The organism is Pseudomonas sp. GZD-222 (genome assembly GCF_049310525.1).
Lineage (GTDB): Bacteria > Pseudomonadota > Gammaproteobacteria > Pseudomonadales > Pseudomonadaceae > Aquipseudomonas.
On sequence record NZ_JBMOWO010000027.1, the window covers coordinates 15,250 to 36,675 of the forward strand.

The 21,426-nt window shown below is 57.0% G+C and carries 20 protein-coding genes; all 20 read right to left on the reverse strand.

What is annotated here, in order from left to right; genetic code table 11:
- Positions 1-6: 6 nt before the first annotated feature.
- The 20 genes from ACO6VD_RS05330 to mnmE all read right to left on the reverse strand — a co-directional run bounded on the left by ACO6VD_RS05330 (position 7) and on the right by mnmE (position 21,366).
- The gene (locus ACO6VD_RS05330) at positions 7-1,752 is read right to left on the reverse strand and encodes an ATP-binding cassette domain-containing protein (protein ID WP_422417503.1); all 1,746 of its coding nucleotides are present in this window, start codon (positions 1,750-1,752) and stop codon (positions 7-9) included.
- Entirely contained in the window at positions 1,749-2,471 is a 723-nt protein-coding gene (locus ACO6VD_RS05335) for a lasso peptide biosynthesis B2 protein (protein ID WP_422417505.1), read from the reverse strand. The genes ACO6VD_RS05330 and ACO6VD_RS05335 overlap by 4 nt, the downstream gene beginning before the upstream one ends.
- Positions 2,455-3,180: an asparagine synthase-related protein gene (locus tag ACO6VD_RS05340; RefSeq protein WP_422417506.1), complete on the reverse strand. Its 726-nt coding sequence runs from the start codon at positions 3,178-3,180 to the stop codon at positions 2,455-2,457. Before ACO6VD_RS05340 ends, ACO6VD_RS05335 begins: the two co-directional genes overlap by 17 nt.
- A 468-nt stretch (positions 3,181-3,648) precedes the next feature.
- On the reverse strand, positions 3,649-5,484 hold the full coding sequence (gene glmS / locus ACO6VD_RS05345; protein WP_422417507.1) for a glutamine--fructose-6-phosphate transaminase (isomerizing): 1,836 nt from the start codon (positions 5,482-5,484) through the stop codon (positions 3,649-3,651).
- Positions 5,484-6,263, reverse strand: a complete 780-nt coding sequence (locus ACO6VD_RS05350) for a DeoR/GlpR family DNA-binding transcription regulator (protein WP_400171459.1) — start codon at positions 6,261-6,263, stop codon at positions 5,484-5,486. Before ACO6VD_RS05350 ends, glmS begins: the two co-directional genes overlap by 1 nt.
- A 233-nt stretch (positions 6,264-6,496) precedes the next feature.
- The gene (gene glmU / locus ACO6VD_RS05355; protein ID WP_422417509.1) at positions 6,497-7,864 is read right to left on the reverse strand and encodes a bifunctional UDP-N-acetylglucosamine diphosphorylase/glucosamine-1-phosphate N-acetyltransferase GlmU; all 1,368 of its coding nucleotides are present in this window, start codon (positions 7,862-7,864) and stop codon (positions 6,497-6,499) included.
- A 123-nt stretch (positions 7,865-7,987) separates the two neighbouring features.
- Complete coding sequence (locus tag ACO6VD_RS05360; RefSeq protein WP_045186333.1) at positions 7,988-8,407, reverse strand: F0F1 ATP synthase subunit epsilon; 420 nt, start codon at positions 8,405-8,407, stop codon at positions 7,988-7,990.
- A 44-nt stretch (positions 8,408-8,451) separates the two neighbouring features.
- Positions 8,452-9,828, reverse strand: a complete 1,377-nt coding sequence (gene atpD / locus ACO6VD_RS05365; protein WP_028942549.1) for a F0F1 ATP synthase subunit beta — start codon at positions 9,826-9,828, stop codon at positions 8,452-8,454.
- Between the two features lie 27 nt (positions 9,829-9,855).
- Positions 9,856-10,716, reverse strand: coding sequence for a F0F1 ATP synthase subunit gamma (gene atpG, locus ACO6VD_RS05370; RefSeq protein ID WP_028942550.1), 861 nt, complete (start codon positions 10,714-10,716; stop codon positions 9,856-9,858).
- Positions 10,717-10,766: 50 nt separating this feature from the next.
- Positions 10,767-12,311 carry a F0F1 ATP synthase subunit alpha gene (atpA, locus tag ACO6VD_RS05375; RefSeq protein WP_028942551.1) on the reverse strand — a complete coding sequence of 515 codons (1,545 nt, stop codon included), beginning with the start codon at positions 12,309-12,311 and terminating at the stop codon, positions 10,767-10,769.
- A gap of 21 nt (positions 12,312-12,332) precedes the next feature.
- Positions 12,333-12,869 carry a F0F1 ATP synthase subunit delta gene (locus tag ACO6VD_RS05380; RefSeq protein WP_400171457.1) on the reverse strand — a complete coding sequence of 179 codons (537 nt, stop codon included), beginning with the start codon at positions 12,867-12,869 and terminating at the stop codon, positions 12,333-12,335.
- A 12-nt stretch (positions 12,870-12,881) separates the two neighbouring features.
- The gene (locus ACO6VD_RS05385; RefSeq protein WP_422417512.1) at positions 12,882-13,352 is read right to left on the reverse strand and encodes a F0F1 ATP synthase subunit B; all 471 of its coding nucleotides are present in this window, start codon (positions 13,350-13,352) and stop codon (positions 12,882-12,884) included.
- Between the two features lie 57 nt (positions 13,353-13,409).
- Positions 13,410-13,667 (reverse strand): F0F1 ATP synthase subunit C, encoded by a 258-nt coding sequence (atpE, locus tag ACO6VD_RS05390; protein WP_003097235.1) that lies wholly within the window; start codon positions 13,665-13,667, stop codon positions 13,410-13,412.
- A gap of 143 nt (positions 13,668-13,810) precedes the next feature.
- A complete protein-coding gene (atpB, locus tag ACO6VD_RS05395; protein ID WP_010222723.1) occupies positions 13,811-14,680 on the reverse strand; it encodes a F0F1 ATP synthase subunit A in 870 nt (289 codons plus the stop codon).
- A 16-nt stretch (positions 14,681-14,696) separates the two neighbouring features.
- A complete protein-coding gene (locus tag ACO6VD_RS05400) occupies positions 14,697-15,104 on the reverse strand; it encodes a F0F1 ATP synthase subunit I (RefSeq protein ID WP_010222722.1) in 408 nt (135 codons plus the stop codon).
- A gap of 149 nt (positions 15,105-15,253) precedes the next feature.
- A complete protein-coding gene (locus ACO6VD_RS05405; RefSeq protein WP_400171456.1) occupies positions 15,254-16,126 on the reverse strand; it encodes a ParB/RepB/Spo0J family partition protein in 873 nt (290 codons plus the stop codon).
- Between the two features lie 9 nt (positions 16,127-16,135).
- Positions 16,136-16,927, reverse strand: coding sequence for a ParA family protein (locus ACO6VD_RS05410; protein WP_422417515.1), 792 nt, complete (start codon positions 16,925-16,927; stop codon positions 16,136-16,138).
- A gap of 18 nt (positions 16,928-16,945) precedes the next feature.
- On the reverse strand, positions 16,946-17,590 hold the full coding sequence (gene rsmG, locus ACO6VD_RS05415; protein WP_400171455.1) for a 16S rRNA (guanine(527)-N(7))-methyltransferase RsmG: 645 nt from the start codon (positions 17,588-17,590) through the stop codon (positions 16,946-16,948).
- Entirely contained in the window at positions 17,587-19,479 is a 1,893-nt protein-coding gene (gene mnmG / locus ACO6VD_RS05420) for a tRNA uridine-5-carboxymethylaminomethyl(34) synthesis enzyme MnmG (protein WP_422417517.1), read from the reverse strand. Before mnmG ends, rsmG begins: the two co-directional genes overlap by 4 nt.
- Positions 19,480-19,995: 516 nt before the next feature.
- Positions 19,996-21,366, reverse strand: coding sequence for a tRNA uridine-5-carboxymethylaminomethyl(34) synthesis GTPase MnmE (gene mnmE, locus ACO6VD_RS05425; RefSeq protein WP_422417519.1), 1,371 nt, complete (start codon positions 21,364-21,366; stop codon positions 19,996-19,998).
- Between the last annotated feature and the right edge of the window lie 60 nt (positions 21,367-21,426).

Genomic DNA, 21,426 nt, shown 5'->3' on the forward strand with positions numbered 1-21,426 from the left:
TTGCTATCAGTACTCTCGAACACTGGGGTTGAGTTGAAGCCATTGGCGCCGATACCACCCAGGGCGCAGCATCAACGTAGCATGGTCGCCCGTTGCCGAAACGCATCCTCCCTCCAGAACGACAATGGCGTCCGCCTTCTTGGCCTCGTTCAAATCGTGAGTGACGATAATTCGGGTCGTTTCGCCAGCCAACGAACCAAAAAATACTTGTTCGATAATCTTCTTGGAGTCGATATCCAGGGAAGACGTGGGCTCGTCAAAAATAATGACCTTTGCTTTTCGCGCGATGGCTCTAGCCAGTGAAACCCGTTGTTTTTCTCCCCCGGAAAGTATCTTCACGCTGATGGCTCTGGCGTCCTGACGGGCATCTAATTTCAAACCGACATCATTCAGACACTTATAGATTGCACTGTCGTCCTTGCATTCTCGACTAGAAACGTTTTCGTAAACGCTACGGTCCAGCAAGTAATCGTCCTGAGGTACGTACCCTACGTTTTTTCGCGATTGCCTGATGTTCGACGGGGTTAGTTGGACGCGATCAAACGCTATTTCTCCTGTGGTTGGCGTACTAAGCCCCACCAGCGTTTTAATAAGCGTCGTTTTCCCTGCGCCTGAAGGACCGACGATTGCAAGCGATCGTCCGGATTCGACTTCGAATGAAACGTCATTCAGAACCGACACACCCAAGCTGTCATGGAGGGAAACATTCGACAACGACACACGAGGTGCGCTCCCGAGATCAATCCCGGAAGGCGTACTGAAATCGCTCAGGTTTCTCTCCAGCAGGTGACTATTTTCACCCAGCGTCACGGAGGACCGTTTAATTCCGCTTATCACCATTCCAAAGTAACTGACAGGAAGCACAAATTGCAGGAGATACGCGTTGACTTGGACGAAGTCACCCAGCGTAATTGTTTTAGCGGCGAGATCATAAGCCGCTAAGGCGGTAATGCCTGCCAAACCTGCACCTAACAGTACTATCTGCACTGTGCTGACGAGTTGTTGGACATATACATTACTGACGATCGATTTTTTGGACTGCCCGAGTGACTGCTCGATGTGGGTGATTTCCTTCTCTTCTTCGGCATGAGCGATAATAAGCTCACGATTTTTGAGAACGTCCAAGATTAGACCGAATGCGGACTGCAGGGCACCGTTAGCAGCCCGTTGCCTGTCCCCGATGATGCTGAAGGTGAATAAGGAGACACCTGCAAACGAGCCCACCACCACGATGAGGGCAATAGAATAAATATCAGGAACGAACTGAACTAAAATCGCCACTGACAAGCACAGCCTTACGATCAATGGCAATACTTGCCCCATCAACCCATCCAGGAAAACCGGAATAGCCGAGTTGATTTGATTGAGCTTGGTGGAAAAGACGCCGGGTGAAAAACCGGGCCTCGCGGCATGCCACTCGAAGATGGTATTCATGCAAAATCTGCTGCTCGCCTGCTTCTTGACCTCCTCAATGACCTCAGTGCCTATAACTACTTTTATTCGCACGAATACTTCAGCGGCCAACCATGTCAGGCCATACCCAACGCCTAGGAGCGCCAGGTTATTGCCTGTCTCACCACTATTGAACGAGTCGATCAAATTTTTGAGCACGGTAGGCGCAGCGACAGAAAATGCCACCACCAATAAGTCCAGCAGCACCGAAATAATGAAACAGATCCGCAGGTGCCTGTTCGAGTTCCAGAGGATGTCAGCACACACCCTCGTGGTGTTCAGAAACTCACTTTTTTTCATGATGTGGCTCCTATGACCACCATCAACGCCAGGTCTTTTTCAAGTTCGTCACTGTCGAGCACCACTCCCTCCGGACCTCTGACCCAAGCGTGAGATATGAAGGGATAGGATTGAACGCCAATGCAGAAACTACAGGAAAGGTTTTCTTCAAATGCCATGCTCGCCAGGCAGTAGGCAAACTCAAGGCATTTCACCTCGGTATTTAAAAGCTTGATCGCCAGGTTGATATTACTGCCCAGGGAAATCAATCTGGCTTGATTGGTAAGTGGGACGGTGGGAACGCTTTTCCGTAGGTGATCAAGCAGCCCCTGTAGGTGACCGACCTGCGACTCACACTTGGCGTGCTTCAGGTACTTCATCGCTTTCAATAAGGTATGCAGGCGGATAGATGAAAGCACCCAGCCGTCTCGGCCACCTTGCCATGCGCAACGGGCAGTTCCTATGGATGTTTTGATATCGGAAAATTTTTTCGAGAAATCCGGGACTTGTGCGAGGGTTAGAATCTCGAGCCCGATCAACTCATCGACGAGCTTCTCCGCCTCGCTGTCTAGTTGCGAGGCGTGTTTACCAAGTACAGTTGAAACGAACGCAGTCTGGTCTGTGTCAAAGAATATGAAGTCATTCCTGCACTCAGCCAACAGAATCATCTTGGAATTATACATAACCCGGTGAAGATTTTCCGCCCAGGCCACGTATCCACCCTCATTGGCCTTTGGCATAAAGACTCTCCCAGTGTCGGATGAAGAGATTCGCTGAAAACAGGTGGACCAAAAAGTGCGGGCATTTTTTTGCGCCAACAGAAATTTCATCAATCAAACGTTCCACCTGGTCACTCTCAATCATGCCTTTGTCGATCAACGGGCCACTGAGCAAGACATCGGTAATGTCTCTTTTGTTGTGGGAGATCGCACGTTGGGTCAATCCTGTAACTCCACCTTTTCTCGTATTCCATAAGGTCTTTTCAGCGTATCTCTCATAGGCGGCTTTACGCAGAAAGTACCTGTCAATTTTTCCTTTTAATAGCTGCTCTGGGGCCACATTCAAACCCAACTTGAGGACTGCTGACGAGAGGAACGGGTAGACATACCGCCCCGGTAGCGCGGACAAAGGGCTGGTTGCCATTTCGTACTGGTTGACCAGCGCGCCGAAGCGCCGATCGCTTTTCGTAACCTGCTCGCCAGCCGGCATGCCGATCAGTTGCTTATAGGTTAAGTCTTCAGTCAGGTACTGAGGGTTGATAATGCCGATGCAGCCAACTTCTTGAAGCATGAACTCCTTGGGGAAGTCCAGTTTTTTGGTGAGCTTTTTGTACTCGCCTATGGCTTCTCTGAGCGTCGTGATTAACGGACTTCGATAGTAATTAGACAGATGATTGAGGTTGGCAGCGGCGCGTAATAACCGCCCTGATTTAAATAGTTCATATGCCAAGGATTTTTGTGGTTGGGGCGGCTAAGTTAACGTCGCTATGCTCAAGAGTTAATAATATACTTTGCCCAAATAGGGGGCTCCATGTCAGGGCCGCCTGCTGGTCCCTGGATGTTGATGGATGCGGTCAATGTGACGATTTTCTTAAAACTCATAGTACGGTTCCTTGTATTGAGCTGAATGCGAATCACTAAGATTCGCAAATTAAACGTAGCATGCACAGAGCATGTGCATATATTATTTTTGAATATTACAAGTGTAATCAATACGAAATAGTGATATTGATGCTATTACGCCGGCTCATCCACAATCCGTAAACCGAGGCAGAAGGTGCCAACATGGGCGCCACGCGCGGCGAATGACGTGTGAAATCCAGACCCGTGGATCAGCTCAAAAAAAACCCCCGTAAATACGGGGGTTCAAGAGTTATCAATTACCTGCAGACCAGCTCTGAGGTAACAACAGCGATCGTTACTCAACCGTTACCGATTTCGCCAGGTTCCGCGGCTGGTCGACGTCGGTGCCTTTGAGCACGGCCACGTAGTACGACAGCAGTTGCAGCGGAATGGTGTAGAGGATTGGTGCCAGGGCATCGATGATGTGCGGCACAGCAATCACATGGGTGCCTTCGCCATTGCTCATACCGGCGTTTTCGTCGGCGAAGACAATCAGCTCACCGCCACGGGCGCGCACTTCCTGCAGGTTTGATTTGAGCTTCTCCAACAGTTCGTTGTTCGGCGCCACGGTGACCACTGGCATGTCGCTGTCGACCAGGGCCAGCGGGCCATGCTTGAGCTCACCGGCCGGATAAGCTTCGGCGTGGATGTAGGAGATCTCCTTGAGCTTGAGCGCGCCTTCCATTGCCACCGGGAACTGTGCGCCACGGCCCAGGAACAGAGTGTGGTGCTTGTCGGCGAACAGCTCGGCGGTCTTCTCGACGATGGCGTCCATGGCCAGGGCTTCGCCCAGGCGCGTAGGCAAGCGGCGCAGTTCTTCAACCAGCTCGGCTTCGACACCCGCCTTCAGGGTGCCACGGACCTGGCCCAGGGACAGGGTCAGCAGCATCAGCGACACCAACTGGGTGGTGAATGCCTTGGTCGAGGCCACACCGATTTCCGGACCGGCCTGGGTCAGCAGGGTCAGGTCCGACTCGCGCACCAGCGAGCTGATACCAACGTTGCAGATCGCCAGGCTACCGAGGAAGCCGAGTTCCTTGGCGTTGCGCAAGGCGGCCAGGGTGTCGGCGGTTTCACCGGACTGGGAAATCGACACGAACAGGGTATCCGGCTGCACCACTACCTTGCGGTAACGGAACTCGCTGGCCACTTCTACCTGGCACGGAATCCCTGCCAGCTCTTCAAGCCAGTAACGGGCAACCATACCGGCGTGGTAGCTGGTACCACAGGCGACGATCTGCACATTGCGGACCTTGGCGAACAGCTCGGCGGCTTGCGGGCCAAAGGCCTGGACCATGACGTGGTCTTTGCCCAGACGCCCTTCCAGGGTGCGCTGCACCACGGTTGGTTGCTCGTGGATTTCCTTGAGCATGAAGTGACGATAGGTGCCCTTGTCGGCGGCTTCGGCGCCTTCGTGGTACTGCACGGTTTCGCGCTGGACCTGGGTACCGGCCAGATCCCAAATGGTCACCTGGTCGCGGCGGATCTCGGCGATGTCGCCTTCTTCCAGGTACATGAAACGGTCGGTCACCTGACGCAGGGCCAACTGGTCGGAAGCCAGGAAGTTCTCACCATGACCCAGGCCAATCACCAGCGGGCTACCGCTGCGGGCGGCCAACAGACGGTCCGGCTGATGCACACTGATTACCGCCAGACCATAAGCACCGTGCAGCTGCTTGACTGCAGCCTTGAGGGCGTCGGCCAGGTCCGGGACGGTCTTCAGGGTGTGGTGCAGCAGGTGGACGATGACTTCGGTGTCTGTCTCAGAGCTGAACAGGTAACCCAGGCCCTTGAGCTTTTCACGCAGTTCTTCGTGGTTCTCGATGATGCCATTGTGCACCACCGCCAGATCCTGGCCGGAGAAATGCGGGTGGGCATTATGCTCGGTCGGCGCGCCGTGGGTTGCCCAACGGGTGTGGGCAATACCCAGCTGGCCTGCCAGCGGGTCGGCGGCTACAGCGGCTTCCAGCTCGCTGACCTTGCCGATGCGGCGACGACGCTCCAGGGTCCCTTGCTGGGTGTAGACCGCCAGACCTGCGCTGTCATAACCGCGATATTCCAGGCGCTTGAGGCCTTCGATCAGGATAGTGGTGATATTACGTTCGGCGACGGCGCCAACGATTCCACACATTAGATATGCTCCTTGGAGAGTGCGGCACAGATCACATGGACGCCGCGGGCTTCAATTTGTTCACGCGCCTCATCGGGCAAGCGCTCATCAGTAATCAGGGTATTGACGCTGCCCCAGGGCAGCTCGAGGTTGGGAATCTTGCGCCCGACCTTGTCCGACTCGACCATCACAATCACTTCACGGGCCACTTCGGCCATCACCCGGCTCAGGCCAAGCAGCTCATTGAAGGTGGTGGTTCCGCGCGCCAGGTCGATGCCATCGGCGCCAATGAACAACTGGTCGAAATCGTAGGAGCGTAGTACCTGCTCGGCGACCTGGCCCTGGAAGGATTCGGAATGCGGGTCCCAGGTGCCGCCGGTCATCAACAGCACAGGTTCGTGCTCCAGCTCGCTCAGGGCACGGGCAACATTCAGAGAGTTGGTCATCACTACCAGGCCGGGCTGATGGCCCAGCTCGGGAATCATCGCTGCGGTGGTACTGCCACTGTCGATGATGATGCGTGCATGTTCACGGATGCGCCCCACTGCAGCCCGGGCAATTGCCTGCTTGTACAGTGAGACAGGCTGGCCCTGATCGGCGATCAGTTCCTGAGGCATGGTCACGGCACCACCGTAGCGGCGCAGCAACAAGCCGTTGGCTTCCAGGGCGGCAAGGTCCTTGCGAATGGTGACTTCCGAGGTTTCGAAACGTTTGGCCAACGCATCAACGCTCACTTCCCCCTGCTCGTTGAGCAAGGCGAGGATATTGTGGCGGCGCTGAGGGGTGTTACGTTTCGACATGGCGTCTTTAAGTTTCGTTTCGAAAGTTAGTGATGCCAATCAAAACCTAAAGACTTCGAGCCGTCAAGCAGGCGTTGATAATTTTTATCCACAGCTTCGCGGGGCAAGCCCGCTCCCACCAAGAATTGACTCCTCTGTGGGAGCGGGCTTGCCCCGCGAAAACATATCCACAAGAAACAAAAAGGCCGACTTATGCACAATCAAGTCGGCCTTTCTGCTCAGCTGTGCATAACTCAGCTCTTCTTGATCTTCTCCGGCCGTTTCCAGCCATCGATGTTGCGCTGGCGAGCACGGCCAACGGCTAACTGAGCAGCCTCAACGGTCTGGGTGATCGTCGAACCAGCGGCAGTAGTAGCGCCGTCACGGATATCCACAGGCGCAACCAGAGAGTTGTTGGAGCCGATGAACACGTCCTCACCGAGGACGGTCTTGAACTTGTTCGCACCATCATAGTTGCAGGTAATGGTACCGGCACCGATGTTGGTCCGTGCTCCTACCTCGGCATCGCCCAGGTAGGTCAGGTGACCGGCCTTGGCGCCTTCACCGAGGTGGGCGTTCTTCAGCTCGACAAAGTTACCCACATGGGCCCGGGCTTCCAGCACGCTGCCAGGACGCAGGCGGGCAAACGGACCGGCATCGCTGCCTTCACCCATGATCGCGCCTTCAAGATGGCTGTTGGCTTTGATCACGACACCCTTACGCAGGGTGCTGTTCTTGATCACGCAGTTCGGCCCGATCACCACGTCGTCTTCAATAACCACACGGCCTTCGAGAATGACGTTGATGTCGATGAGCACGTCGCGACCAACGGTCACTTCACCACGCACATCAAAACGCGCCGGATCACGCAGAGTCACACCCTGAGCCATCAGACGACGACCTTCACGCAGCTGGTAGTGACGCTCCAGTTCAGCCAACTGACGACGATCATTGGCGCCCTGCACTTCCATCGGGTCCAGTGGCTGCTCGGTGGCGACCACCAGGCCATCGGCAACGGCCATGGCAATTACGTCGGTCAGATAGTACTCACCCTGGGCGTTGTTGTTCGACAGGCGACCCAGCCACTCGGCCAGGCGTGCACCCGGTACTGCCAGAATGCCGGTGTTGCCTTCCTTGATAGCCTTTTGCGCGTGGCTGGCATCCTTGTGCTCAACGATGGCTGCCACCTGGCCCTGGGCGTCACGGACGATGCGACCGTAACCCGTTGGGTCATCAAGGTTGACCGTCAGCAGGCCCAGTTGCTCAGGGGTGACCTTGGCCAGCAAGCGCTTGAGGGTATCGACTTCAATCAGCGGCACATCACCGTAGAGGATCAGCACGGTCTCAGCGCTCAAGGCTGGCAGCGCTTGAGCCACAGCGTGACCGGTACCCAGCTGCTTGTCTTGCAGGACAAAATTCAGGTCATCTGCCGCCAGACGCTCACGCACAAGCTCAGCACCGTGCCCGATCACCACATGGATGCCTTGCGGCTGTAGTTGACGCGCGCTGTGGATAACATGGCCAAGCATGGAATCACCAGCGACCGGGTGCAGTACCTTGGGCAGCGCTGAACGCATCCGGGTACCTTGGCCTGCGGCGAGAATAACGATATCGAGAGACATTGACGGGCTACCAATCCTAGAAGGCCAGCGATGTGACCAGAATATGAAACGCAGAAAAAGAAAAAGGGTAGCCGAGGCTACCCTTTAACTCAATCGCAACAGAAGTGATCGGCCAGAGCCAGATTACTTGCCCTTGCGCATTTGCTGGACGGTACGCAGCTGGGCTGCGGCCTCGGCCAGACGTGCGGCAGCGGCGCCGTAGTCGAACTCCGCGCCTTTTTCGTGCAGGGCGTTCTCAGCAGCCTTGAGGGCATCCTGAGCCTGAGCTTCGTCCAGGTCAGCAGCACGTTGCACGGTATCGGCAAGCACCTTGACCATGTTCGGCTGGACCTCGAGGAAACCACCAGAGATGTAGAACACCTCTTGGGCGCCACCCTGCTTGGTCAGCGTGATCGGACCTGGCTTCAGATTAGTGATCAGCGGCGCGTGGCCTGGAGCGATACCAAGATCACCCAGGTTACCGTGCGCAACCACCATCTCGACCAGGCCGGAGAAAATCTCTCCTTCCGCGCTGACGATATCGCAATGGACTGTCATAGCCATCTGCTTGCCTCAACCTGATTAGCGCCCCTTGCGGGGCGCCGGGATTACAGTTTCTTGGCTTTCTCGACCGCTTCTTCGATGCCGCCGACCATGTAGAACGCTTGTTCTGGCAGGTGGTCGTAGTCACCTTTGAGGATGCCGCTGAAGCCAGCAATGGTGTCTTTCAGGGAAACGTATTTACCTGGAGAACCAGTGAAGACTTCTGCCACGAAGAACGGCTGGGACAGGAAGCGCTGGATCTTACGAGCACGGGATACCAGCTGCTTGTCGGATTCGGACAGTTCGTCCATACCCAGGATCGCAATGATGTCCTTCAGCTCTTTGTAGCGCTGCAGCACGTACTGGACGCCGCGAGCGGTGTCGTAGTGCTCGTTGCCGATGACGTTCGGGTCCAGCTGGCGCGAAGTCGAGTCCAGTGGATCGACCGCTGGGTAGATACCCAGGGAGGCGATGTCACGGGACAGTACGACGGTGGCGTCCAAGTGGGCGAAGGTGGTCGCTGGCGACGGGTCGGTCAGGTCGTCCGCAGGTACGTATACGGCCTGGATCGAGGTGATCGAACCTTCCTTGGTCGAAGTGATACGTTCTTGCAGAACGCCCATCTCTTCAGCCAGGGTCGGCTGGTAACCTACTGCCGAAGGCATACGGCCCAGCAGTGCGGATACTTCGGTACCGGCCAGGGTGTAACGATAGATGTTGTCGACGAACAGCAGAACGTCGTTACCTTCGTCACGGAACTTCTCAGCCATGGTCAGGCCGGTCAGCGCTACGCGCAGACGGTTTCCTGGTGGCTCGTTCATTTGGCCGTATACCAGAGCAACCTTGTCCAGTACGTTGGAATCCTTCATCTCGTGGTAGAAGTCGTTACCCTCACGAGTACGCTCACCCACACCGGCGAACACGGAATAACCGCTGTGCTCGATGGCGATGTTACGGATCAGTTCCATCATGTTTACGGTTTTGCCTACACCGGCACCACCGAACAGACCAACTTTACCACCCTTGGCGAACGGGCAAACCAGGTCGATAACCTTGATGCCGGTTTCCAGCAGGTCGTTGCCGCCTGCCTGGTCAGCGAAGGAAGGCGCTTGGCGGTGAATACCCCAACGCTCTTCTTCACCGATCGGGCCAGCTTCGTCGATCGGGTTACCCAGGACGTCCATGATACGGCCCAGGGTCGCTTTACCGACCGGTACCGAGATAGGAGCCTTGGTGTCGACAACGTCCAGACCGCGCTTCAAGCCTTCGGTCGAACCCATCGCAATGGAACGAACTACGCCGTCGCCCAGCTGCTGCTGAACTTCCAGAGTAGTTTCCGCGCCTTGTACTTTCAGCGCGCTATAGACATTCGGAACGCTGTCACGTGGGAATTCCACGTCGATGACGGCGCCGATGATTTGAACGATACGTCCGCTACTCATAGCTGGATCCTCTGAATATTTGAACCGTTAAACCGCGGCAGCGCCGCCGACGATTTCCGAGATCTCTTGGGTGATCGCAGCCTGACGCGCCTTGTTGTAGATCAGCTGCAATTCGCTGATCAGGTCACCGGCGTTGTCGGTGGCGTTCTTCATCGCGATCATCCGCGCAGCTTGTTCAGCCGCGTTGTTCTCGACCACCGCCTGGTAGACCTGCGACTCCACGTAACGCACCATCAGGCCGTCCAGCAGCTCTTTGGCGTCAGGTTCGTAGAGGTAGTCCCAGTGGTGCTTGAGTTCTTGATCCGGGGTTGCAACCAACGGAATCAACTGCTCGACCGTTGGCGTTTGCGTCATGGTATTGATGAACTTGTTCGATACCACGGACAGACGATCGATACGACCATCCAGGTAAGCGTCCAGCATGACCTTGACGCTGCCGATCAGATCATTGATCGACGGCTCTTCGCCCAGGTGGCTGATTGCTGCAACGACGTTACCGCCGAAGCTGCGGAAAAACGCCGCACCTTTGCTGCCAACCACGCAAAGATCGATCTCGATACCTTGCTCGCGGTTGACCGCCATGTCCTTGACCAGGGCCTTGAACAGGTTGGTGTTCAAGCCACCGCACAGACCACGGTCACTGCTCACGACGACATAACCGACGCGCTTTACAGGGCGATCGATCATGAACGGGTGGCGGTATTCCGGGTTAGCGTTGGCCAGATGACCAATAACCTGGCGGATACGCTCCGCATAAGGACGGCTAGCAGCCATGCGCATTTGAGCCTTGCGCATCTTGCTGACCGCCACTTTTTCCATGGCGCTGGTAATTTTTTGCGTGCTTTTGATGCTCGCAATCTTACTGCGAATCTCTTTTGCGCCTGCCATGTAACACCTATCAGGTTAGCAAGCGGGGGCTGCAAAGCCCCCGCTGCGGCTTACCAGGTTTGGGTGGCCTTGAACTTCTCGATACCGGCTTTGATGCCAGCGTCGATTTCGTCGTTGAAGTCACCCTTCACGTTGATCTTCGCCATCAGTTCGGCGTGATCACGGTTGAAGTAAGCAATCAGCGCTTGTTCAAAGCTGCCGACTTTGGCGATTTCAACGTCGGTCAGGAACCCACGCTCAGCGGCATACAGCGACAGCGCCATGTCCGCGATGGACATTGGAGCGTATTGCTTCTGCTTCATCAGCTCGGTAACACGTTGACCGTGCTCGAGTTGCTTACGGGTGGCTTCGTCCAGGTCAGAAGCGAACTGGGCGAATGCCGCCAGTTCACGGTACTGAGCCAGAGCGGTACGGATACCACCGGAGAGCTTCTTGATGATCTTGGTCTGAGCGGCACCACCCACACGGGATACCGAAACACCGGCGTTAACTGCAGGGCGGATGCCCGAGTTGAACATGGCCGATTCCAGGAAGATCTGACCGTCGGTGATGGAAATCACGTTGGTCGGAACGAACGCGGAAACGTCGCCAGCCTGGGTTTCGATGATCGGCAGTGCGGTCAGGGAACCGGTCTTGCCAGTTACAGCACCGTTGGTGAACTTCTCGACGTACTCTTCGGAAACGCGCGATGCACGCTCCAGCAGACGGGAGTGGAGATAGAACACGTCACCTGGGTACGCTTCACGTCCTGGTGGACGGCGCAGCAGCAGGGAGATCTGACGGTAGGCAACGGCCTGCTTGGACAGGTCATCGTATACGATCAGTGCGTCTTCACCGCGGTCACGGAAGAACTCGCCCATGGTGCAACCGGCGTATGGCGCCAGGAATTGCAGTGCGGCGGATTCCGAAGCACTGGCAACCACCACGATGGTGTTGGCCAGGGCGCCGTTTTCTTCCAGCTTGCGAACGATGTTGGCAACGGTGGAACGCTTCTGGCCGACAGCAACATAAACACAGAAAATACCGGAGTCTTTCTGGTTGATGATGGCGTCGATGGCCATGGCGGTCTTACCGATCTGACGGTCACCGATGATCAGCTCACGCTGGCCACGGCCGACAGGGATCATGGCGTCGACGGATTTGTAGCCAGTCTGTACAGGCTGGTCTACCGACTTACGCCAGATCACGCCCGGAGCAACTTTCTCGACCGCATCGGTCTCGGTGTTGCCCAGTGGGCCTTTGCCATCAATTGGGTTGCCCAGTGCGTCGACAACGCGACCCAGCAGTTCCTTACCAACTGGAACTTCGAGGATGCGGCCAGTGCACTTGGCGCTCATGCCTTCAGCGAGGGTGTCGTATGCGCCCAGTACTACCGCACCAACGGAGTCTTGCTCCAGGTTGAGGGCCATACCGAACACGCCACCTGGAAACTCGATCATTTCGCCGTACATTACGTCGGCCAGACCGTGAATCCGCACGATACCGTCAGAAACGCTGACGACGGTACCTTCGTTGCGGGCTTGAGAGGCTACATCGAGATTCTCGATGCGGCCCTTGATGATTTCACTAATTTCGGAAGGATTGAGTTGCTGCATTGCTCTGCTGCCCCTTCAAACTCAAGATTTCAATGCTTCGGCCAGTTTCGCGATTTTGCCGCGAACCGAGCCATCGATTACCAGGTCGCCGGCGCGGATCACGACACCACCGATAAGGGAGGCGTCCTCCGTCGCATGCAGGCGCACTTCCCGGCTGAGCCGTGCACTGAGAACCTTGGCGAGTTTGTCTTGCTGTTCTTGGTCCAACGCAAAAGCACTAGTGACTTCCACGTCCACGGATTTCTCTTGTTCGGCTTTGTACAGCTCGAACAGAGCCGAAATCTCCGGCAATAGCAGGAGACGGTCGTTTTCCGCGGCAACATGAATGAAATTCTGTGCCTGTGCGTCGAACTTGTCACCGCACACGTCAATAAACGCGGCGGCCTTTTCTGCGCTCGTCAGTCGCGGGGCCTTGAGCAGGCGCTGCATAGTGCCGTCTTCCGACACTGCAGCAGCCAGGCCGAGCATGGCTGACCAATTGGCCAGTTGCTGATGGGCCTGGGCGTGCTCAAAGGCCGCCTTAGCGTAAGGTCGGGCCAACGTGGTCAGTTCTGCCATGATCGCCCTCGCTTAAATTTCAGCGGCCAGTTTATTAACCAGCTCCGCATGCGCGTTTTGATCGATTGTGGCGCCAAGGATCTTTTCAGCACCGCCAACGGCCAGGCTACCCACTTGGGCGCGCAGCGCGTCTTTGACGCTGTTAATTTCCTGTTCGATCTCGGCCTGAGCCTGAGCCTTCACACGGTCAGCTTCGACGCGGGCCTGATCACGGGCTTCCTCGACGATCTGAGCACCGTGCTTCTTGGCTTGCTCAATGATTTCGGCTGCCTGAGCTTTCGCTTCGCGCAGTTGCTGACCCGCTTTATCTTGGGCCAACTCCAGGTCGCGAGCTGCTCGGTTGGCAGCGTCCAGTCCATCCGCGATCTTCTTCTGACGTTCTTGCAATGCCGCGATGACCGGAGGCCACACGAACTTCATGCAGAACAGCACAAAAATGAAGAACGCAACGGACTGACCAATCAGGGTTGCATTAATGTTCACGCCAACACCTCGCTCGTTCTTTGTCCATCACACCAAACCACTCGAGAATTCGAGTGATTAGCCGGCGATTTGACCAACGAAGGGATTAGCGAAGGTGAAGAACAGAGCGATACCAACACCGATCATGGTTACGGCGTCGAGCAGACCGGCAACGATGAACATTTTAACTTGCAGCATTGGAACCATCTCTGGCTGGCGAGCAGCGCCTTCCAGGAACTTGCCGCCCAGCAGGCCGAAACCAATGGCGGTACCCAGGGCACCCAGGCCGATCAGCAGAGCAACAGCGATAGCGGTAAGACCAACTACAGTTTCCATCTTTCCTCCCGACTTTTACGTCGTATTGGTTAGGTTTTTTAGTTTGAAGCGGTAAAACAAAATCGTTTGGTACAGCTGCCCTTGCGGACGATTTCGACCCTCCCCAGCACCTGCGGAAGGGTCATCAGACACGCCAGGCGGTCTTAATGGTTATCTTCGTGAGCCATCGACAGGTAGACGATGGTAAGCATCATGAAGATGAACGCTTGCAGGGTGATGATCAGGATGTGGAACACCGCCCACGCCCATTGCAGCACCACACCCAGGCCGCTCAGCCACAGCAGGCCGCTGCCGAACATTACCGCGATCAGGATGAACACCAGCTCGCCGGCATACATGTTGCCGAACAGACGCAGGGCCAGCGAGATCGGCTTGGCGATCAGGGTGACGAATTCAAGCAGGAAGTTGACCGGAATCAGCAGGATCTGAACGAAAATGTTCTTGCTGCCGAACGGGTGCAGGGTCAGTTCGCCGAGGAAGCCGCCGATACCCTTGACCTTGATGCTGTAGAAAATGATCAGGGCGAACACGCTGAAGGCCATGGCCAGGGTCGCGTTCGGGTCGGTGGTCGAGACCGCGCGGAACGGAATGTGCGGATCACCGGAGATCAGGATGGCCAGCTGAGGAATCCAGTCGACCGGGATCAGGTCGATGGCGTTCATCAGGAAGACCCAGACGAAAATGGTCAGCGCCAGTGGGGCGATCACCGGGCTACGACCGTGGAAGCTGTCCTTGACGCTGCCGTCGACGAACTCAACCAGCACTTCAACGAAGTTCTGCAGGCCGCCAGGCTGACCGGAAGTCGCCTTCTTGGCTGCCATGCGGAACAGGAATACGAAAAGCAGACCCAGTGCGACCGACCAACCCAGGGTATCCAGGTGGAATGCCCAGAAGCCCATTGCTTTGGCTTCTGCTGCGGAATGGGCAAAGCCCCAACCGCCGTCTGGTAGTTGACCGAAGGTCAGGTTCTGCAAGTGGTGCTGGATATAGCCCGAAGCGGTTTCTGCTGCCATGGTTGCCTCAAACGCCCTAAGGTCTCGAAAGTCTTATATTCATCAGCAGGGGCGCGAACCAGCTGACCAACTGGGTCAGCAGAAAGACACCGAAGACTGCTAACGGCGCCAATGGCTTCACTCCTGCAAACGTCAGTGCAAACAACACTGCCGTCAAAATCAATTTGCCTGCTTCGCCAGCGTAAAACGACTTGACGATAGCCTGCGCTGCCCTGGCTCCTGTGTAACGAAAAGCCTTCCAGGCGAAATACACATTTGGCAGCCAGGCAATCAGTCCTCCGCAGAGTGCTGAATATCCACTGACCGCCCCGTGCCACTGCCACAACGCCAAAGTTGCCAGCAGAAACACGACACATTGAGCCAACAGTACCGGAAAAACCGCCCAGCGATGGAAAGGCAAGCGGTTTGGCGTGCGGGTTTCCATCACAACTGCTCCTCGAAAGTCGACCAACCAGTCAGCTATGACTTGGCATAATTTGTGCCGACAAAATGCGCGCAGAGTATAGGGGCGGTTTAACCCCTATTCAACTGCCGGGTAGTGATTTCCGACTACGCGCTACAAAAGGAATTGTTTCAGCGGATGTGAGCTAGCACACCTTGCAACTCATCTAACGAGTTATACCGGATAACTAACTGACCTTTGCCCTTGTTTCCGTGACGTATCTGTACTGCCGAGCCCAAACGCTCTGCCAGACGCTGTTCAAGGCGGGTAATGTCCGGGTCTGGCTTGGCCGGTTCGACCGGTTCAGGTTTGCCATTGAGCCACTGGCGTACCAGTGCTTCGGTCTGGCGCACGGTCAGTCCACGTGCGACAACATGACGCGCCCCATCGACCTGCTGTTCTTCCGGCAAACCGAGCAGAGCCCTGGCGTGACCCATTTCCAGGTCGCCGTGGGACAGCATGGTCTTGATCACTTCCGGCAGCGAGATCAGCCGCAGCAGGTTGGCCACGGTTACCCGCGACTTGCCCACAGCGTCAGCGACCTGCTGCTGAGTCAGCTGGAACTCCAGCTGCAGGCGCTGCAGGGCGATGGCCTCTTCCACCGGGTTGAGGTCTTCGCGCTGGATGTTCTCGATCAGGGCCATGGCAATGGCCGCTTCATCGGGCACATCGCGGACCATGGCCGGAATGGTATCCATGCCGGCCTGCTGGCTGGCGCGCCAGCGACGTTCGCCGGCGATGATTTCGAAGCGGTTGTCGGCGATCGGGCGTACCACGATCGGCTGCATCACGCCCTGGCTCTTGATCGACTGAGCCAGCTCTTCCAGCGCTTGCGGGTCCATGTCCCGACGTGGCTGGTATTTGCCGCGCTCGATCAGGTCGAGCGGCAGATGTTGCAGTTCTTTCTGGTCGACCTTTACAGCCTGCTCTTCGAGCGCGCTGACGGTAGGACCACTGAGCAGTGCATCCAACCCACGTCCGAGACCCCGTTTCTTAACGGCCATGCGGATTCCTTAAGTTGTTTGTGCAGTGCGTGATGGACGGCGCTGACGGCGTACCAGTTCCCCGGCCAGGGCCAGGTAAGCCAGTGCGCCGCGCGAGTGCTTGTCATACGCCAGGGCCGGCATGCCGAAACTCGGCGCCTCGGCCAGGCGAATGTTGCGCGGGATCACCGTGTCGTAGAGCTGATCGCCAAAGTGCTCCTTGAGCTGCGCAGAGACATCGTTGATCAGGCTCAGGCGCGGGTCGTACATGGTCCGCAGCAGGCCTTCGACCTTGAGCTGCGGGTTCAGGCGTTCACCGATGCGCTTGATGTTATCCACAAGGTCGCTCAAGCCTTCCAGGGCAAAGTATTCACATTGCATCGGAATGATCACGCCATCGGCGGCGACCAGGGCGTTGAGGGTCAGCATCGACAGCGACGGCGGACAGTCGATCAGGATGTAGTCGTAATTCTCGCGGATCGGCGCCAGCGCGGTACGCAGGCGACTTTCCTTCATCTGCATTTCCAGCAGCACCACTTCCGCAGCGGTCAGGTCGCGGTTGGCCGGCAGCAGTTGATAACCGCCGTGCTCGGAGAAGTGCATGGCCTGGGCCAGATCGCATTCGCCGATCAGCAGGTCGTAGACCGAATGTTCCAGGACGTGTTTATCCACACCGCTACCCATGGTGGCGTTGCCCTGTGGATCGAGATCGATCAGCAGCACCCGGCGCTTGGTCGCGACCAGCGATGCTGCGAGGTTGATACAGGTGGTGGTCTTACCCACACCACCTTTCTGGTTCGCGATAGCGAATACCTTAGCCATTCTTGCTTGTGTTCCCAATCATGCCGTGCGGCGCAGTATCAGCAGATGGCGCTGGCCTTGGCAACCCGGAACGGTCAAGGCCTGCTCGCTATCTACTCTGAAATCTGCCGGCAATGCTACCAGCTCATCGGCAGGATGCAGCCCTTTCATTGCCAACCACTGCGTCTGCTCGTCGCCAAGGTGGCGCGTCCAGTTGGTGAAGTTCTCCATGCTGCTGAAAGCACGGGAAACAATTCCTGTGAAAGGCTGTTGCGGTTGGAACTCTTCGACCCGCTTGTGGATAACTGTGAGGTTGTCCAGTTTCAGTTCCAGCTTCACCTGGGTCAGGAAGCGGGTTTTCTTGCCGTTGCTGTCGAGTACCGTGACTTTTTTGTCCGGGTGCAGGATCGCCAGGGGAATACCGGGCATGCCGCCACCGCTGCCGACATCGAGCCAGCGCTCGCTGTGGATAAACGGCATGACGCTCAGACTGTCGAGCAGATGGCGGGAAACCATTTCGTCCGGATTACGCACGGCGGTCAGGTTGTAGGCCTTGTTCCACTTGATCAGCAGGGCCAGGTAGGCCAGCAATTGCGCATGCTGCGCCTCGCTCAGCTCGACACCGAGCTGGCGGGCACCTGTGGACAACTCTTCGGCGTGTTGAGGGGTGACCTGAGAACTCAAGCGCTTTGCTCCAACTCGCGGCCTGCGCCGCGTTTTTTCAGATGAATCAGCAACAGGGAAATCGCCGCCGGGGTCACACCGGGGATACGCGATGCCTGGCCCAGCGTTTCAGGGCGGGTCTGGCCGAGCTTGCTCTGAATCTCCTTGGACAGCCCGGAAATACCGCTGTAGTCGATATCGTCGGGCAGGCGGGTATCTTCGCTGGCACGCAGCCGGGCGATTTCTTCCTGTTGCCGGTCGATGTAACCGGCGTATTTGGTCTTGATCTCGACCTGTTCAGCCACTTGCGGGTCAATCTCGCTGCCGCCGGTCACTTCCATCAGGCCAGCGTAGTCGATTTCCGGGCGGGTCAGCAGGTTGAGCAGGTTGTATTCATGGCTCAACGGCGTGCCGAACTTCTCGGCAATGGCCTGACCTTGAGCGGTATCCGGACGTACCCAGGTGGATTTCAGACGCTGCTCTTCCAGGGTGATTGCTTCGCGCTTGGCGCAGAACGCAGCCCAGCGCTGGTCATCGACCAGACCCAGCTCGCGACCTTTTTCGGTCAGGCGCAGATCGGCGTTGTCTTCGCGCAGGATCAGCCGGTATTCGGCGCGCGAGGTGAACATGCGGTACGGCTCCTGGGTACCCAGGGTAATCAGGTCGTCGACCAGCACCCCGATGTACGCCTCGTCGCGACGCGGGCACCAGCTTTCGCGGCCCTGCGCACGCAGTGCGGCGTTGGTACCGGCGAGCAGGCCTTGCGCACCGGCTTCTTCGTAGCCAGTGGTGCCGTTGATCTGTCCGGCGAAGAACAGGCCGCCGATGACTTTGGTTTCCAGGCTGTACTTGAGATCACGCGGATCGAAGTAGTCGTACTCGATGGCGTAGCCCGGGCGCACGATATGGGCATTCTCCATGCCGCGAATCGAACGGACGATCTGCAGTTGCACATCGAACGGCAGGGATGTGGATATCCCATTCGGGTACAGCTCGTGGGTGTTCAAGCCTTCCGGCTCGATGAACACCTGGTGGCTTTCCTTGTCGGCAAAGCGATGGATCTTGTCTTCGATCGACGGGCAATAGCGCGGGCCAATGCCTTCGATGACCCCGGAGTACATCGGCGAACGATCCAGGTTCGAGGCAATGATCTCGTGGGTACGGGCGTTGGTGTGGGTAATCCAGCAACTGACCTGCCGCGGGTGCATGGCCTTGTCGCCCATGAACGACATCACCGGGATCGGCGTATCGCCTGGTTGCTCGGTCATGACCGAGAAATCCACAGAACGGCCGTCGATGCGAGGCGGGGTGCCGGTTTTCAGCCGCCCGACACGCAGCGGCAATTCACGCATGCGATGGGCCAGGGCGATTGCTGGCGGATCACCGGCGCGACCACCGGAATAATTCTGCAGACCAATGTGGATAAGTCCGCCGAGGAAGGTACCGGTGGTCAACACCACGGAGTCAGCGAAAAAGCGCAGACCCATTTGTGTCACCACACCGCGCACCTGGTCCTGCTCGACGATCAGGTCATCGCAGGACTGCTGGAATATCCACAGGTTGGGCTGGTTCTCGAGAACTTCGCGTACCACCGCTTTGTAGATGGCGCGGTCGGCCTGGGCACGCGTAGCGCGCACAGCCGGGCCTTTGCGGTTGTTCAAAACGCGGAACTGGATACCGCTCTTGTCGGTGGCGAGCGCCATGACGCCGCCGAGCGCATCGATTTCCTTGACCAGGTGGCTCTTGCCGATGCCACCGATGGCTGGGTTGCAACTCATATGACCGAGGGTTTCCACGTTGTGGGTCAGCAGCAGGGTTTTTACGCCCATGCGTGCAGACGCAAGCGCAGCCTCGGTACCGGCATGGCCGCCGCCGATGACGATCACTTCAAAACGGGAAGGGAAATCCACCACGCACCTCGTGCCTGTTTCGGGAATAGATAGGGATAACGCACAAGTATAGGGACTTACCCCCCTCTAAAGGAACCTTTTGCACAAAATTTAACCAGGCTGTGGATGAGTGGCGAGCAATAGAAATAAAGAGAGAGAAATTTATTAAAGCTTTGTTTTTATGTTTATTCTTATGCACCCACCTTTCTGTGGATAAAGTTCTACAGGCCTTTATTTACCTTATGTACAGAGATTCAAAACCCTGTGGTCTAGTGGCCATGAGCGTTCTGGATAAGCGCTTTAAGCCTGTGGATTAAATGCCTACTTACCCACAGGCGCCGTTATCTCCAGCTTTCAAGGCCAGTTATCAACGGAGCTGAAGGTGGGTTTTCCACAGGGCTTATTCCACAGATTTGTGGATAGTCGCGCAGGCGAGAAGACAGGACCTGCGCATTGGCAGTCCTGAAAGGCGGGAAAAAGTGAAGGAAGAAAGACAGCAGCCAGGCCCGTTGCAGGCCCGGCTGTGGATAAAGACGCTTACTTACCGATGCAGAAGCTGGAAAAGATACGGCCCAGGAGGTCGTCGGAGCTGAATGCACCGGTGATTTCGCCCAAAGCTTGCTGCGCCTGACGCAAATCCTCAGCCAGAAGTTCACCGGCACCTGCCAGGGTCAGCTGGGCGCGACCGTGTTCCAGGTGGGCACTGGCCTGGCGCAACGCCTCCAGGTGGCGCCTACGGGCGCTGAAGCTGCTTTCAGCGGTCTGTTCGTAACCCATGCAGGCCTTGAGGTGTTCGCGCAGCAGCTCGAGCCCCGTATCGGAATCCTTGGCGCTGAGGGTGATGGTGACATGGCCATCTTCACTCTCCTCCATGGTGATTGCCTCGCCGCTGAGGTCGGCCTTGTTACGAATCAGCGTAACTTTCGCAGGATCCGGACGCAGGTCGAGGAATTCCGGCCAAAGGGCAAAGGGATCACTGGCCTCCGGCGCCGTCGAGTCGACGACCAACAGCACGCGATCGGCTTCGTTGATCGCTTTGAGCGCACGTTCGACCCCGATTTTTTCCACATGGTCATCGGTGTCGCGCAGCCCGGCCGTATCCACAACGTGCAGCGGCATACCGTCGATGTGGATATGTTCGCGCAGAATGTCCCGGGTAGTGCCGGCAATGTCAGTGACAATGGCCGCCTCGCGCCCCGCCAATACGTTCAGCAAGCTCGATTTACCGGCATTCGGCCGGCCGGCGATAACCACGGTCATGCCATCGCGTAGTAATGCACCCTGCCCGGCCTCACGCTGCACTGTGGATAAATTCGCGCGTACGTCATCGAGCATGCCCAGCACATGGCCATCGGCGAGAAAGTCGATTTCTTCCTCGGGGAAGTCGATAGCCGCTTCAACGTAAATGCGCAGGCTGATCAATTTCTCGGTGAGGTTATCCACACGGCGGGAAAATTCACCCTGTAGCGAGCGCAACGCATTGCGCGCCGCCTGTGCGGAACTGGCTTCAATGAGGTCGGCAATCGCTTCGGCCTGGGCCAGGTCAAGCTTGTCATTGAGGAATGCGCGTTCGCTGAATTCACCTGGACGGGCCAGTCGGCAACCCAGTTGTACACAGCGCTGCAGGAGCATATCCAGCACGACCGGGCCACCGTGGCCCTGGAGTTCGAGCACGTCTTCGCCGGTGAACGAGTTCGGTCCGGGGAAAAACAGCGCAATGCCCTCATCGATGACCAGCCCGTCGTCAGCGCGAAACGGTCCATAGTGGGCATGCCGTGGCGTCAGTGACTTTGCGCAGATCGCCAACCCGGCTTGCTGTGCCAAGGGTCCGGAGAGCCGTACGATCCCCACGCCCCCACGTCCCTGGGCGGTAGCGATGGCGGCAATGGTTTCACGCACAGTGTTCATGCTCGAAGGCCTCACGACAAAAAACGACAGATAGCAAAACGCCCCACGAGGGGGCGTTTA

Coding starts and splice junctions, on each gene's coding strand:
- mnmE (WP_422417519.1), bottom strand. CDS start 21,366: ATGAACACTGTGCGTGAAACCATTGCCGCCATCGCTACCGCCCAGGGA.
- atpE (WP_003097235.1), bottom strand. CDS start 13,667: ATGGAAACTGTAGTTGGTCTTACCGCTATCGCTGTTGCTCTGCTGATC.
- ACO6VD_RS05335 (WP_422417505.1), bottom strand. CDS start 2,471: ATGCCAAAGGCCAATGAGGGTGGATACGTGGCCTGGGCGGAAAATCTT.
- atpA (WP_028942551.1), bottom strand. CDS start 12,311: ATGCAGCAACTCAATCCTTCCGAAATTAGTGAAATCATCAAGGGCCGC.
- atpG (WP_028942550.1), bottom strand. CDS start 10,716: ATGGCAGGCGCAAAAGAGATTCGCAGTAAGATTGCGAGCATCAAAAGC.
- atpD (WP_028942549.1), bottom strand. CDS start 9,828: ATGAGTAGCGGACGTATCGTTCAAATCATCGGCGCCGTCATCGACGTG.
- ACO6VD_RS05360 (WP_045186333.1), bottom strand. CDS start 8,407: ATGGCTATGACAGTCCATTGCGATATCGTCAGCGCGGAAGGAGAGATT.
- glmU (WP_422417509.1), bottom strand. CDS start 7,864: ATGTCTCTCGATATCGTTATTCTCGCCGCAGGCCAAGGTACCCGGATG.
- ACO6VD_RS05400 (WP_010222722.1), bottom strand. CDS start 15,104: ATGGAAACCCGCACGCCAAACCGCTTGCCTTTCCATCGCTGGGCGGTT.
- ACO6VD_RS05330 (WP_422417503.1), bottom strand. CDS start 1,752: ATGAAAAAAAGTGAGTTTCTGAACACCACGAGGGTGTGTGCTGACATC.
- ACO6VD_RS05405 (WP_400171456.1), bottom strand. CDS start 16,126: ATGGCCGTTAAGAAACGGGGTCTCGGACGTGGGTTGGATGCACTGCTC.
- ACO6VD_RS05350 (WP_400171459.1), bottom strand. CDS start 6,263: ATGTCGAAACGTAACACCCCTCAGCGCCGCCACAATATCCTCGCCTTG.
- glmS (WP_422417507.1), bottom strand. CDS start 5,484: ATGTGTGGAATCGTTGGCGCCGTCGCCGAACGTAATATCACCACTATC.
- ACO6VD_RS05380 (WP_400171457.1), bottom strand. CDS start 12,869: ATGGCAGAACTGACCACGTTGGCCCGACCTTACGCTAAGGCGGCCTTT.
- ACO6VD_RS05410 (WP_422417515.1), bottom strand. CDS start 16,927: ATGGCTAAGGTATTCGCTATCGCGAACCAGAAAGGTGGTGTGGGTAAG.
- atpB (WP_010222723.1), bottom strand. CDS start 14,680: ATGGCAGCAGAAACCGCTTCGGGCTATATCCAGCACCACTTGCAGAAC.